The organism is Mycobacterium sp. HUMS_12744610, assembly GCF_041206865.1.
Taxonomy (GTDB): Bacteria; Actinomycetota; Actinomycetes; order Mycobacteriales; family Mycobacteriaceae; genus Mycobacterium; species Mycobacterium servetii.
The window spans coordinates 3,004,964-3,018,661 of sequence record NZ_JBGEDP010000001.1; the positions used below are offsets into that span (position 1 = coordinate 3,004,964).

Consider the following 13,698-nt stretch of genomic DNA (forward strand, 5'->3'; position numbering starts at 1 on the left):
CCTCGGCGCGTCAGGGTCGAGCGCGTCACTGCCGTCGACCGTGGGAAGCGTTGAGGTGCCAATAGATGTCGAAGAAGAAGTCGCGGGCCGAGCGGGCGCGCGATATCGCGCTGTACCGGTATGCGCTGATTAGGCCGCTGGCCGATCCGGGCCTGTCAGCGACCGAGCGGGGTCGGCTGGTGCGGGAGCTGGCCGCCCAGGTGCATCTGGGCCCATCCGGTGAGCCGGTGACGGTGTCCCGCGCCAGCCTGGACCGCTGGATTAGGGCGTGGCGGGCCGGCGGGTTCGACGCGCTGATCCCGCCCGAACGCCAGGTGGCCCCGCGCACCGACGCCGAGGTGTTGGAGCTCGCGGCGCGGCTCAAGCGCGAACACCCCGCCCGTACTGCGGCCCACATCGCCCGCATCGTGGAGGCCGAGCAGGGGTGGGCGCCCTCGGCGCGCACTTTGCAACGCCACTTCGCCCGGCTCGAGCTCAACACCCGCCCGGACGGCAACCCGCCGGCCGCGTTCGGCCGATTCGAGGCCGAGGCGCCCGACCAGATGTGGATCAGCGACGGGCTGCACGGCCCGATCGTCGCCGGCCGCCGGGCGGTGTTGTTCGCGCTGCTTGACGACCACTCCCGCTACGTGCCCGGGCACCGGTGGGGCCACGGCGAGGACACCCTGGGCATGCAGGCCGCGCTGCACGACGCGGTCAAAACCCACGGCTGCCCGCGAAAACTGTACTGCGACAACGGAGCTGCCTACGTCAGCGGTCAGCTGGCCTGGTCGGCGGCGGTGCTCGACATCGCGCTGGTGCACAGCCGGCCCGGAAAACCGCAAGGGCGGGGCAAAATAGAACGCTGGAACCGCACCGTGCGCGACCAGTTCCTGGTCGAGATCGAGGCCGCCGGGGAGGTGGCCTCGCTCGAGGAGCTGAACCGGTTGTTCACCGCCTGGTGCCACCAGCACTACCACCGCAGCGTGCATTCAGAAACCGGCGCCACCCCGCTGGCGCGCTATCACGCCCAGGGCCGCACCCCGGCGCCGCGCCCGGACGCGGGGCTTTTGCGGCGCGCGTTTTTGTGGCGCGAGCAGCGCAGGGTCACCGCCACCGCCACGGTGTCGTTGCACGGCAACCGCTATGAGCTCGACCCCGCCCTGGTCGGCCGTGTCGTGGATCTGCTGTTCACCCCGTTCGACCTGACCGTCATCGACATCGAATACCAGGGCAAGGCGATGGGCCGGGCCATTCCGCACACCATCGGCCGCCACACCCACCCCGCGGTCAAACCCGACATCCCCGCACCGGTGCAAGCCACCGGCATCGACTACCTGCACCTGCTGGAGCAGGCACATCAAGCCGATGTGGGTCAGGCGATCAACTATCTCGCCCTGGCCGACAGCGACATCCAAGCACCCCGCCACGACCAAACCGGACCGCAAAACCCTTAAGCAGCAACGCTATCCACCTCGACCACCGTGGCGAGCCCACGGGGAACGGACCATCATGCTCGACAAGATCCAATCCTATTTCGGTTTGACGACCATGCCCTTCGGCCGCGCCCTGGCGCCGGGCATGCTGTTTCCCAGTGCCGACCACTCCCAGGCCGCCGCCCGCATCGGCTACGGCATCGCCACCCGCGGTATCACCGTGATCACCGGCGAAGTCGGTGTCGGCAAGACCGTCGCCGCCCGCGCCGCGATCGAGCGCGCCGAACCGGCACGTCACCACCTGATCTACATCCCCGACCCCACCGTCGCCGCCCGCGGCATCTACCACCACATCGTGACCGCGCTGGGCTGCCGGCCCAGCTTCCACAACGCCGCCCTGGTTCCCCAAGCCCGCGATGCGCTGGCCGCCGAAGCCGCCGAACGCGGCCGCGTCCCCATCTTGTGCATCGACGAGGCCCACCTGCTTTCCCACGACGCCCTCGAAGCGCTGCGGCTGCTCATCAATCACCGTCTCGACACCGAATCACCGTTCGCCACAATACTTCTCGGCCAACCCACACTCGCCGCCAAAATGTCCCTGGGCATCTTGGCCGCCCTGGAACAACGCATCACCGTGCGCCGCACCATGACCGGCATGACCAGCGAGGAGACCGCCGGATACATCCGCCACCACCTACAGCTCGCCGGCCGATCCGACCCGCTGTTCACCGACGATGCCCTCGCCCTGATCCACGACTCCGGTCGCGGCAAGCCCCGCGGTGTCAACCGGCTCGCCATCGCCGCGCTCATCGCCGCCTGCGCCGCAGGCAAAAACCTCGTCGACGAGTCCAGCGCACGATCGGCGATCACCGAAACCAACCACGACATCCAGCCCGCGACACCCTGAGCACCGCCGCGACATCACGACCACCGACAGCCCCGCTCGACACGATTGAGCGGGGCTATTTCACACCCGAACCAGCCTCAACAGGAATGACGCCACCATGTCCAAGATCAGTGACGCGCAACACCGAGGAGCCGACGACGGGCCGGAGCCATCGCGTTCAGGCGCGGCGTTCGGCGGCGGCGATGCCGCCTTTGAGGAGTTCGTCGATGACCTTCTTGAACACCGGCAGCATCAGCCGATCGGCGCCGGGGATCTTCAGCGTTGAGCGCAGGTGCCAGCTGACCTCGGTCCCGGCCCCCGTCTCACGCAGTTGGACCGTGCCGACGTGATCCCGGGTCGGTGCGCCCGAGAGCATCTTGTACGCGTAGCGGGTGGGTCGCTCGTACTCGATGATCTCCTCGACGAACGGGGGTCCGATCACCACCAGACGCCTGATCGCGCCGACACCGTTGGGTGCGGGGGTGCCCTCGCGATCGAGGGTGCTGCGCCGGCATGCCCACAGGTAGTCCGCGATCCCGCGGTGGTCGGTCAGGGCGTCGAACACGGTCTCGATCGGCGCCGTCGAGGTCCGGGGTCAGGGTGAACTCGATCATCCGCGCTGCACCCTGACGCTGCTCGCCGTCGATATCCGGTTGTCGGCCGTCATGATTCGTCCCCTTTCGCTACAGAGAACATAGCCCCACGGCGTGCGGCTCACCGAAGCCGCATGAGTCCGCTGGAGCCCCGCCCCCACGGACTGGTCGCCGTGCTGAAACTCTTCGGGCAGGCTGTTGATGGAAAAAGCGTCGTCGCAGGCAAAAGCCCCTGAGTTCGGGCGGCATGCAACCCCGGTCGGCCAGGACGTGGGACCGAGGCATTGAGTGAACGGATTGCCCTGCTTCACAAGGGAATGAGTCGTATCCGGTCCCCAACCAGTATGGATGCGCGGCTACGTCGATGACGGCGGGAGTGCCCGACGGGATCCGCTAGGGCGGGGCACAGCACGATCCGAGGCTGGGATTACTCGCAGGCGACACCGTCGCCGTCGCGGTCAAGCCCAGGTCGATATCCGGGCTGTCCGACATAGATCGGCGCCGCACCCGCGGCCCGTGCTGCCTTGCAGTTCGGGTAGTACACCGACAACCCGTTATCGGGTGCCGGCGCTGGAGGGGGCGGAACATATTCAGCGCCGGGGTCCGTCGGCGGCTGCCCGGGAGCCGCGGCGGGTGCCCCAAAATTCGTCAGGGTTCGAGCGATCGCATCGTGTTCGGCCTGGGTCACCCACAACCCGTAGGCGGCCTTGACGTCGACGATGCGGGTGACATAGGTGCAGCGGTAGGACTTGTTGGGCGGCAACCACGTTGCAGCGTCGCCGGCGCCCTTCTGCTCGTTCATCGCCCGGGTGGTGGCCTGCAGATTGATCGGGTCGTTGGCGAAGTTGCGCCGCTTGACGGCATCCCACTGCTGCGCACCCTTCTGCCATGCGTCCAACAACGCGACCACATGGTCGACCGGCACCAGCGACGAGGTGCCCCGGCCACGGCGAAACTCGACCGTGGTGCCGCTGTAGGGGTCGTGCAACACACCGGAAATCACCGTGCAGTCGCCATTGCGGACGATGTCAGCGAGGTCGCGCGCGAGGATGTCGTCGCGGGTGTCGCAGCCGTTATGCCCGCCGGTCACCGTCACGTCGTCAGTCCAGGCATCGCCGAACAGGCCGCGGTCATATCCGGTCTTCGGCGCGCGGCCCTTGATCGCCAGAGTGGCGAGTTCTGCCGCCGCTGCCGCGGCGTCCTCCGACTGCGCCGGCGCCGCCGGGGCGAAAGGCAACGGCGAACCGGGGGACGACGAAGGCCCGGCGAACCCAGCCGGCGACGGCGGTGCGGTCGCCTCGGCCTTCCCGGGGCGGGCCGACTCCTCGCGGGCACCTCTGTCGCCTGCCAAGCCCAGACCGGCGATCAGGACCGCGGCCACCACCGCACACACCACGGCGACACCGGCCAGAGTCCAGACCGAACGCCACGGGCGGTTCAGCGGCTCCGTCTCGGGATCTTCCTGCGACCACGCCAAATCGGGCGCCGCCTGGCCGGCTGCGGGCACGGCCGTCGCATCGTCGCATGGCCCTGCGGCCGTCGCGGGCTGATCGTCGTCATCGCTGGTGGTGGTCATCGTCTTCTCCTGTTCGCACACCCTGTGCGGCGAGGATCTGACTAGCGTATTTCTTCGCAACGGCGACAAGGGTGGAGGCGCTACCGCGGCGTTGCGCACCGCTTCAGGCGTGGGATCGTTGCGCCCGCCCGGATGCTGCGCGGTGACAAAGCAGGCCGTCGCCCACACTCGGCAACTCGGTGCCTTCCGAGTGTGCCACCGTTCGTGGCGTCCGGCGTCTGCGAGCCGAGAGCACACCCACCGGACCTGGACCCGCCATCAATAAGGTTCGCACGCAAGTCCGTCGTTGTCGCGGTCAAGCTTCGGAGCGTAGGCCGCATCCCCCCTCGGGATGTTGTAGCGCCCGTCCGCATGCGCCTGCGAGCAATTCTTGTACGGCGGGTCGGCCTGGGCCGCGGGTGCGGCAGACACTCCGAGGCCGGCGATCGCGGCAACTGCGCCCACTGCTGCCATGAGATGGCGGAATATCAACACTCCGTGCTCCTTCCGTTGGCGGTCGGAAAGGATCGTAAGACGGCGCCGGTGTGTCAGCGCGGTGGAATGCGCGACCTCATGTGAGGCTCATAGGAAACCCCGCCCGCGCCGCTCGCCGCGCCGGTGGCGGGGCACGACCGGACGCACTCGGGCGTTCCAGAGTCGCGCAGGTGTCAGCTCACACGAGTGCCGACGCGTCGAACACCCAGCTGGTGTCCGCATTCGCCAGGTTCTCGAAGTGGTTCGGGGGAGCGAAGGCCACCAGGGAGTTCATGTCCCAGTAGTCTTTCCAGACCGTGATTTTGCCGTCCTCGACCTTGTGCACCGTGACGAACCGCAGAACGCCCTGCTCTCTGGTCGCGAAAGTCCAAGTCTCCGAATGCCCGTAGAGGACGTCGGAACCGTCGCACACCAGCACGCCGTCGTGGTTCTCGTAGCCGGCCAGCGGTTCGAGCCCCATCTTCAGCCGCTTCACGATGTCCTCGGGACCGCGGGCGGCCAGCGCGGGCACCGGCATGTCGACGTAGAGGCAGTCGTCGGACAAAAAGGTCTTGACCGCGTCCCAGTCCCGCCGCGAAAGTGCCTGCCATAGCCCGAGGACGACGTCGCGGACCGTGCTCGTGGATTCGATTGTCACAGCCGTCATCACACCCGCTCGCGGAGCGGGTGTCAACGATCAGTTGTCGACCCCGGCCATCGAGTGTGCCGGGCCCAGGGCCACCGGCAGCGTCGACCAGCCCCGCAGCACCCGCGTGTCGCGCCTGCTGCCGGCGCCCGCGGCCCGCACCTCGGGGAAGCGCTCGAAAAATGTCCGCAACCCGACCTCGCCCTCGGCGCGCGCCAGGGCGGCGCCCAGGCAGAAGTGCCGGCCCCCGGAGAACGCGAGATGCTTTCCGGCGTTGGGCCGCTGGATGTCGAAGCGGTGCGGGTCGGTGAAGACCGCGGGATCGCGGTTGGCCGCGGCCAGGTACACGACGACCAGCCCGCCGCGGGGGATCGGCGTTCCCGCCACCTCGACGTCGTCGAGCGCCACCCGCGCGGTGAGCTGCACCGGGGAGTCCAGCCGCAGAATCTCCTCGACGGCGTTGGGCCACAGCTCCGGTTGCTGCCGCAGCGTGTCCAGGTGCTGCGGCGCGTCCAGCAGCATGCGGATGCCGTTGCCCAGCAGGTTGACCGTCGTCTCGAATCCGGCGGCCAGCACCAGCCCGGCGATCGCCTGAAGCTCGAGTTCACTCAAATACGTTTCGGTAGAACCACTTTCGGCCATCTGGATCAGCTGGCTCATCAAGTTGTCGCTGGGCGCCCGGCGCAGCTGCCGCAGGTGGCCGGCGAGCCAGGAGTGAAATCCGGCGATGCCGTCCTGCACGCTGCGGTACTGCCGCCACGGCAAGCCGATGTCCAGGCTCGGCGCCGCCAGCTCACCGAATTCCAGGACGCGACGCCGGTCCTGCTCGGGCACACCCAGGATGTCGCTGATGATGGCGACCGGAAGCTGCGAGCAGTACCGCCCGACGACGTCGACCACCCCGGAGGTTCCCGACCTCCGCTCCAGCTGGTCCAGCAGTCCGGCGGCGGTCTGCTCGACCCGATCGCGCAGGGCCGCGACCGCCCTGGCCGTGAACACCGCCGACACCGTCTTGCGGTAACGGGTGTGGTCCGGCGGCTCGACGGCCAGCAACGACGGCGCGCGCAGCGGGTGCAACCGGTCGTCGCGGGTGCGGCGCTCCAACCACCGCAGCGGCCCCGGCAGATTCGACCCCATGTTGACCACGCGGAAGTCGTCGGAGCGCAGCAACTCCTGGGCCAGCGAGTAATCGGTGGTCAGATAGTTGACTTGACCTTTCGCCAAGGGCCCCAAGGCACGCAGTTCGTCGTAGAAGGCCACCGGGTCCGCGGCCACCGACGGATCGGCGATCAGCCGGGCCTGCAAGTCGCCCCGCCGGGCCCCGATCGCCGCGACGCCCCGGACGAACCCGTGCATCGCGAGCCAGTGCAGTCTTTCCTTCATTGGTAGTCAGGGGCGCGGTGTCCGCAGAGCAGACCCGTTTCCCCATCCCCCTTTCAATCCGTGCATGCGGTTTTCCCGCACACGGCTTACCGATGATCTTCTTGACATGGTTACGCAGCCTTCGGGTAGCGGATAGTGCCACGAAGCCGGTGCAGGCCGTGCCCGTTGAACCACGCTTCGGTCCACTGATCGGCCTGGCCTGCGCGTAGGTTGCGGCCCCGCTTCTTAACCATCAAGCGGAACAGCCGACTATTCACATACCAGTCGATCTGACGGAACTTCTCGGCGGCGTTACCGGTCCGAAAGTAGTTGCCCCAGCCGTGCAAGATCGGATTGAGATCCGCGATCACATCGCGAATATCGGCTCCGACCCGGTGACGACCGGTACGCTCACGAACTTTCGTCCGCAGCCGCACCATCGCCGTTTGGCTGGGCCAACGGTGCAGGTAGTAGCGCACAATGCGCTGCTGCTCCCACAACCGCCCCGACATGCGCGCCCGGAAATGACAACCCAGAAAATCCAGGCCCTCACGACCCTCACGCAGATCGACCACCTTCGTCTTCTCCGGATGCAGCCGCAACCCCAACGACGCCAGGATCTCTCCCACCGCTTCCAGAGCCACATTCGCCTGTGCCTGCGATCGGCACAGCACCACACCGTCATCGGCGTAGCGCACCAACTCACCCACCCCGCGGGCGGACAGTTCAGTGTCGAGCACGTGCAGGAAGACGTTAGCCAGCAGCGGGGAGATGACCCCGCCCTGCGGGGTGCCCGCGACCGTCCGCGTCACCACCCCGTCGACCAACACCCCTGCTTGCAGCCACAAACGCAGCAGTTTGAGTATTCTGCGATCCGAGACCCGCCTGCCCACCAACTCAAGCAGGCGTTCGTGGTCGATCTCGCCGAAGAAATTGGCGATGTCGAACTCGACCACGAACCGATGACCCTCGATGAACCCGGTACGCAACCGCTCCATCGCCATCGTCGCCGACCGCTTCGGCCGAAACCCATACGAGCACGACAGAAAGTCCGCCTCGAAAATCGGTTCCAACACCAGCTTGGCCGCCGCCTGAGCCACCCGGTCTCGCACCGTGGGAATCCCCAACGGCCGCACACCACCTCGTGGTTTCGGAATCTCCACACGCCTGGCTGGCGCGGGACGATACACACCCTCGCAAAGGTCATGGCGCAACTCACGCAACATGCGGTCCACGCCGTAATCCTCCACCGCGACCAGAGTGACACGATCCATCCCGGCCGCACCCCTGTTCTTGCGCACTCGTTCCCACGCCTCCACCAGGACGTCACCCCGACAGATACGGTCATACAGGACGTGGAAACGCCGACCCTTCGACTGCTTGGCCGCAGCCCATAGCGTGCGTTGCAGTTGTCGCACTTTCACCGGCGAGCAACTCAACGGCTCCTCGTCGGCTACGACAGGCGATAGCCCACCGGGGTAGTTGGACCGGGCAGACCCGGCCATGCCCTCACGCTTACCCACTTCACGCGCATGATCAAAGTCGGGGCCCTTCCCTCCCGGCGCGTTATGTTGCACGCCGATCCGCGGTACTACGACCCCATCGGACTCCCGCTGCCCTCCAAAGGATTTCACCATCGGCTTATACCCCTGGTCTTTGCCCGACGAAGGCCAGGCAGACGGGTCTCTCCTGTTCCGAACCAGACTATGTGCACGTGCCGCCACCCATACCCCGGGAAGACCCGACAAGCTGACCCCGGACCAGGGCTCGCCGGACATGGCCTTCGCCGTGAAATGAGCGGCTCGGCTCTCCCATTGTGGTTGTGACGAGGCTGCAGAGTTCGCTTAACGCTACGGCCCGCACACTTGCTCCCTCCAAAGAGGCTCTCGACACCCCGCTCAGCCCGCCAGATCTCTCCAACGAACCGGGGCCTGCTACCCGGCGCTCCGGTACCTACCGGGACGGGACTTCCACCCGCTAGTCCAATCCAACTTTCAGGACGCACCATCGGACCAGCCTAGGCCGCTTCCGCCGGGGGCCTCAGCACTCGGCGGCGATCTTGAAGTCGGTGGTCACCACCTTGTTGGGGTTGCTGCTGCTGATGCCGTAGGCGTTGCCGCTGATGGTGTAGGCGTCGTTGGCGATGTCGGCGTGCGCCTCGCCCACGCCGCCTTCCCAGTAGCTGCCGGTGAAGCCGTCGACGTCACGGATCTTCACCCACTGCGGGATCGCCCGGGCCCCGCTGAGCAGCACCACCGCCTCGACGCGACCGCCGCGGTCGCGGATGTCGATGGTGCGGTACGCCTGCTCCTGGCTGCACGCCGCGGGGCGGGTCGCATGGGTGGCGCCGTCGATGGTCAGATGGGCGGCCTTGCGCGGCATGGTCTGGGGCTGGGCGCACCCCGCGACACCAGCCGCCACCACCACACCAGCGACCGCGAGCAACCGGTTCGGCACGGCTTGACCTCCGTTACTGCCGCTCGGGCATCAGCGCGGGTAGGGATTTGAGGATACGGCCCCGCACGAATTCCGGGCTCAGGCCCTTGAGCAGGTCGATCATCCGGATGCTCCTGGGCGCGTACCAGTGCAATCGGGTCGGGTGCTGGTAGGCCCGCCAGGCCACCTGCGCGACGCTGCTCGCCGGCATCAGCCGGAACATGCCCTTCTTGGGCGCGCGGGCCCGCACGTCCTCGGCCGACGTCGCGCCGGCGCCGGCGTCGGCGGAGTGATCGGTGGTCGTGGTCAGGATGGCCGTGTCGATCAGTCCGGGCAGCACGTCGGCGACCCACACCCCGTGCCGCTGCCATTCGACGCTCAGCGCCTCGGTCAGCCCCTTGACCGCGTGCTTGGTCGAGGAGTACACGGCCAGGCGCGGCATGCCGTAAGTGGCCGAGGACGACGACGTCGAGAACATCAGGCTGCCCGGGGTCTTCTTCAGGTAGGGCAACGCGGCATAGGCGCCGGTCAGCACCGCCTTGAAGTTCACCTCGACGACGCGCATCGCCGCCTCGTAGGGCACATCCTCGAACCAGCCGGTCTCGCCGATGCCGGCGTTGTTCCACATCATGTCCAGGCCGCCGCCGGTATTACCGGCACAGAAGTCGCCCAGGGCCCCCTCCAGCGCCGCTTTGTCCGTCACGTCGGCGGCGCGAGTCCACAGCCGATCACCGCGCAGTTCGCGCTCCAGGGTCGCCAGGCCCTCGGCGTTGCGGTCCACGGCACCGACCCGCCAGCCGTTGGCGTGGAACAGCCTGACCCCCTCGCGGCCCATGCCGCTGGCCGCGCCGGTGATGAGAACCGATCTCAAGTCAGCCTGCCTCGACCACATCTTTGATGCGGTTGAGGGTCTTGGTCATGTCGCGGATGTTGCGCCGCTTGCGCAAGAAGCCGCCGAACAGCCAGTAGACGGCCAGCAACGGGGAGGAGTTCAGCCGAAACGACTCGGTGACGTCGGTGCCGCCTTCGCTGGGCGCCAGCCGGTAGTGCCAGTTGTTCACCGCCCTGTCACCGACGAGCACCGCGAACCCGAACTCGCGGCCGGGTTCGCAGGCGGTGACTTTGCACGTCGTCCAATACACCGGACCGATTTCGTTGCGCCGGACGTGACCACGGAATTTGGCGCCGAGCGCGGGGCCGGTGGCACCGCCCAGCCATTCGGCCTCGAAGACCTCCGGGGAGAACCGCCCGATGTTGCGCACGTCCGCGATCACATCCCAGACCTTGTTCGCGGGCGCACTCATGTGAACCGTCGCAGAACCTTCCATCGCCTGATCAAAACACAGCTCCGCGCCCGCTCCTAGACCTCGAGGGGCGCGCGCCGCCCACTAGTGCGGCGCGGCGAGCTGGATCAGGCCGTTGATGATCTGCTTGATGCCCTGCGCCGGGTGCGAGTACCACGCGATCGGCAGGCCCGATTCGGCGCCGCACTTCGGCCAGGGCTCGACACCCTCTTCGGCGAAAACCCGTTCGGCCACGGCGATTTGTTCCGCCCGCGACGCGGCCGCCGGGTTACCGACACCGCCGTAGCGGGCCCAGGTGCTCGGCTTGAACTGCAGTCCACCGTATTCGCCGTTTCCGGTGTTGGCGTGCCAATTGCCGCCGGACTCGCACTGCGCGATCGCGTCCCAGTTGGGCTCCAGGGGTGCGGCGTGGGCCACGCCGAGGGATGAGGTGAGCCACGTTGCGACGAACCCGCCGACCGTCAGGGCGTTGACGCGAAGTTTGCCGGGTTTTTTCATGCCCAGCATTTCGGCGGGCGTGTCCAAAGCGTTACCCATTTGAAAATGACGCGAGATATGCCGTCTATCTGCGGAAATCGCCCTACCGACAAGTCAAATCGGATTTTTAGAATTCCGTGAGAAAAAACTAAACTATCGCTGGCAATATGATCGCGTGGCCGCCGAGAGGGCTTGCCGGTAGAGGCCGTCCAGCGGCCGCGCGACGTCAGTCCTGGCGGCGTCGAGCCGCCCGGCACAGGCCGGCGAGTGCAGCACGTCCCAGTTGGCCACGACCTGACTCGGCATCGTCTCGATGAGCGCATCGATCGCCGACCGCGACGCCGAGAGGTCCGTCGCATCGGCCGGTGCGCTGTCGGGGTCCAGCTTCCACTGCGCGAAGCGGCTGTATTCGATCGCCTCGGTCGCGTTGACCTGATCGCCGAAGATGCGGGCGACGTAACCGGCGTCGATGTTCCGGACGCTCGCCTGCGCGCCCAGCGCGTCGAGTTCCTGCCGGACACGGGCGGGGTCCTCGACGGCTCCGCCGGTCTTCCACTCGAAGGCCGCCACCGGCTCGTCGAGACCCAGCCGGCGCGCGGCGGCACCGACCAGCTCGACGAGCGGGCCGTCGGCGCCGGCCCCCGCGTGCGGCACAAACGACGTGCCGACCAGCGTGACGAGCACGGCGCACAGCCGGCGACCGCGGGGTTGCCCGCCGACAACGGTCATGACCACGATTGTGGACCGACACCGGACCGCACCGGTCGAAGTTGGCTAGCCTGGCCCCAGACAAACTCAGACACCCCGATGAGCCAGACCGCCTACGACCGTCGCCCCACAAGTCAGGGGACACCACCGCGATGGCTGCGCCCGACGCAGGTTCGCGCATTGACGGCTGCCGTGCTCGCCACCTCGCTGACGCTGGGCGGGGTCTTCGTGGCGGTGGACAGGCTGCATTCCACGCCCGCCGACCTCCTCGACCATCCGGCCGACCCGATCGGCGACGAGCAGGCCGAGTCCCAGGTGCTCAACGCGGCCAGAGAGATCGTCAGCGTCGCCCAGCTGGACACCTCGTCGGCCGGCTACTCCCTGATGTCCTGCAAGAACCGGTACGACCCCCCGTATCAGGGCGCCATCTACCTGACCTTCGCGCTGCCGGCCGGTGCCCGGAGTTTCAGCTATTTCCCGGCGATCCTGCGCGCGCTCGCCGCCCGCGGCTGGGCCGAGGGCCAACCGGCCAACGATCACGCCCTGGGCACGACGCTCTCCAAGGACGCCGTCACGGCGGTCATCTACCGCCAGGACGAGGATCCGGGGCTGGGCATCGTCCGCGTCTACGGTCAGTGCCGGAACATGAACGATCACACCGGCGACGCGACGGCGTGGACCGATGTCACCGACCGGTTCGCGAAGAAGCGCTGACAACCGGCCATGGGCCTTCGACGCGCTGCTGCGCCCGACGGAATCGTCGGGCGCAGCAGCGGAACGTCAGCAGGGCGGGTTTATTCGCCGCCCCCGGGGGTGGCGCCCAGGGTGCTCTGCAGGTCGGGCTTCATGGCGTTGAGCTGGGCGCCCCAGTACTCCCAGCTGTGGGTGCCGTTCTGGTCGAAGTTGAACACCGCGTTGTGGCCGCCGGCCGCGTTGTAGGCGTCCTGGAACTTCAGGTTGCTGCTGCGCACGAAGTTCTCCAGGAACTCGGCAGGCATGTTGGCCCCGCCCAGCTCCGACGGGGTGCCGTTACCGCAGTAGACCCACAGGCGGGTGTTGTTGGCGACCAGCGTCGGGATCTGGACGGTGGGGTCGTTGCGCTGCCAGGCCGGGTCGCTCGACGGTCCCCACATGTCGTCGGCCTTGTAACCGCCCGCGTCACCCATGGCCAGGCCGATCAGGCTCGGGCCCATCCCGCTGGAGGGGTCCAGCAGCGCCGACAGCGAGCCGGCGTAGATGAACTGCTGCGGGTGATACACCGCCAGGATCATCGCGGACGAGCCGGACATCGAGATGCCGACCGCGGCGCTACCGGTGGGCTTGACGCTGCGATTCGACGACAGCCACTGCGGAAGCTCGCTGGTCAGGAAGGTCTCCCACTTGTAGGTCTTGCAACCGTCGTGACCGCAGGCCGGCTGGTACCAGTTGGTGTAGAAGCTGGACTGCCCACCCACGGGCATGATCACGGAAAGACCGGACTTGTAGTACCACTCGAACGCCGGGGTGTTGATGTCCCAACCGTTGTAGTCGTCCTGGGCCCGCAGCCCGTCGAGCAGGTAGACAGCCGGGGAGCCGTTTCCGCCGCTCTGAAACTGCACCTTGATGTCGCGGCCCATCGACGGCGACGGCACCTGGAGATACTCGACGGGTAGACCGGGGCGCGAGAACGCCCCCGCCGTCGCCGCGCCCCCGGCAAGACCGATCAGGCCGGGCAAAGCCGTGGCCGCCGCCGCACCGACCATTAGCCGACGCCCCCAAGCCCGGATCTTGTCGCTCACGTCTGTCATACCTGCCCCTTAGTCGTATGTCGTCGCGTGTCTTCGCTGGAATTTACCGTGGTTA

15 protein-coding genes are annotated in these 13,698 nt (G+C 67.5%); 3 read left to right on the forward strand and 12 right to left on the reverse strand.

All coding sequences use genetic code 11. The features are described from left to right. Nucleotides 1-65: 65 nt before the first annotated feature. A complete protein-coding gene (locus tag AB8998_RS14775) occupies nucleotides 66-1,436 on the forward strand; it encodes a DDE-type integrase/transposase/recombinase (RefSeq protein WP_369738586.1) in 1,371 nt (456 codons plus the stop codon). 55 nt (nucleotides 1,437-1,491) lie between these two features. Continuing rightward, complete coding sequence (locus tag AB8998_RS14780) at nucleotides 1,492-2,322, forward strand: ExeA family protein (protein ID WP_369738587.1); 831 nt, start codon at nucleotides 1,492-1,494, stop codon at nucleotides 2,320-2,322. A 157-nt stretch (nucleotides 2,323-2,479) separates the two neighbouring features. Here AB8998_RS14780 and AB8998_RS14785 read toward each other — a convergent pair whose 3' ends face one another. The 11 genes from AB8998_RS14785 to AB8998_RS14835 form a co-directional block, all read right to left on the reverse strand. Continuing rightward, nucleotides 2,480-2,866 (reverse strand): SRPBCC family protein, encoded by a 387-nt coding sequence (locus AB8998_RS14785; protein ID WP_369738588.1) that lies wholly within the window; start codon nucleotides 2,864-2,866, stop codon nucleotides 2,480-2,482. A gap of 455 nt (nucleotides 2,867-3,321) precedes the next feature. After that, the gene (locus tag AB8998_RS14790; protein WP_369738589.1) at nucleotides 3,322-4,470 is read right to left on the reverse strand and encodes a GmrSD restriction endonuclease domain-containing protein; all 1,149 of its coding nucleotides are present in this window, start codon (nucleotides 4,468-4,470) and stop codon (nucleotides 3,322-3,324) included. Nucleotides 4,471-4,728: 258 nt separating this feature from the next. After that, nucleotides 4,729-4,923 (reverse strand): excalibur calcium-binding domain-containing protein, encoded by a 195-nt coding sequence (locus tag AB8998_RS14795; RefSeq protein WP_369741578.1) that lies wholly within the window; start codon nucleotides 4,921-4,923, stop codon nucleotides 4,729-4,731. Between the two features lie 199 nt (nucleotides 4,924-5,122). Beyond that, complete coding sequence (locus tag AB8998_RS14800) at nucleotides 5,123-5,575, reverse strand: nuclear transport factor 2 family protein (RefSeq protein WP_369741579.1); 453 nt, start codon at nucleotides 5,573-5,575, stop codon at nucleotides 5,123-5,125. A 45-nt stretch (nucleotides 5,576-5,620) separates the two neighbouring features. After that, entirely contained in the window at nucleotides 5,621-6,952 is a 1,332-nt protein-coding gene (locus AB8998_RS14805; protein WP_369738590.1) for a cytochrome P450, read from the reverse strand. Between the two features lie 110 nt (nucleotides 6,953-7,062). Beyond that, complete coding sequence (ltrA, locus tag AB8998_RS14810) at nucleotides 7,063-8,709, reverse strand: group II intron reverse transcriptase/maturase (protein ID WP_369736766.1); 1,647 nt, start codon at nucleotides 8,707-8,709, stop codon at nucleotides 7,063-7,065. Nucleotides 8,710-8,971: 262 nt separating this feature from the next. After that, nucleotides 8,972-9,388, reverse strand: a complete 417-nt coding sequence (locus AB8998_RS14815) for a lipoprotein LpqH (protein ID WP_369738591.1) — start codon at nucleotides 9,386-9,388, stop codon at nucleotides 8,972-8,974. A 13-nt stretch (nucleotides 9,389-9,401) separates the two neighbouring features. Further along, nucleotides 9,402-10,238 carry an SDR family oxidoreductase gene (locus AB8998_RS14820; RefSeq protein WP_369738592.1) on the reverse strand — a complete coding sequence of 279 codons (837 nt, stop codon included), beginning with the start codon at nucleotides 10,236-10,238 and terminating at the stop codon, nucleotides 9,402-9,404. Nucleotide 10,239: 1 nt separating this feature from the next. Continuing rightward, nucleotides 10,240-10,713, reverse strand: coding sequence for an SRPBCC family protein (locus AB8998_RS14825; RefSeq protein WP_369741580.1), 474 nt, complete (start codon nucleotides 10,711-10,713; stop codon nucleotides 10,240-10,242). Between the two features lie 42 nt (nucleotides 10,714-10,755). Then, a complete protein-coding gene (gene rpfC / locus AB8998_RS14830; protein WP_369738593.1) occupies nucleotides 10,756-11,208 on the reverse strand; it encodes a resuscitation-promoting factor RpfC in 453 nt (150 codons plus the stop codon). Nucleotides 11,209-11,301: 93 nt separating this feature from the next. Further along, complete coding sequence (locus AB8998_RS14835; protein WP_369738594.1) at nucleotides 11,302-11,877, reverse strand: chorismate mutase; 576 nt, start codon at nucleotides 11,875-11,877, stop codon at nucleotides 11,302-11,304. 159 nt (nucleotides 11,878-12,036) lie between these two features. Between AB8998_RS14835 and AB8998_RS14840 the strand changes: the two genes are divergently transcribed. Beyond that, a complete protein-coding gene (locus tag AB8998_RS14840) occupies nucleotides 12,037-12,570 on the forward strand; it encodes a hypothetical protein (protein ID WP_369738595.1) in 534 nt (177 codons plus the stop codon). Nucleotides 12,571-12,650: 80 nt separating this feature from the next. Here the strand turns inward: AB8998_RS14840 and ag85B are convergent, their stop codons facing one another. Beyond that, on the reverse strand, nucleotides 12,651-13,643 hold the full coding sequence (ag85B, locus tag AB8998_RS14845) for a diacylglycerol acyltransferase/mycolyltransferase Ag85B (RefSeq protein ID WP_369738596.1): 993 nt from the start codon (nucleotides 13,641-13,643) through the stop codon (nucleotides 12,651-12,653). Nucleotides 13,644-13,698 lie beyond the last annotated feature (55 nt).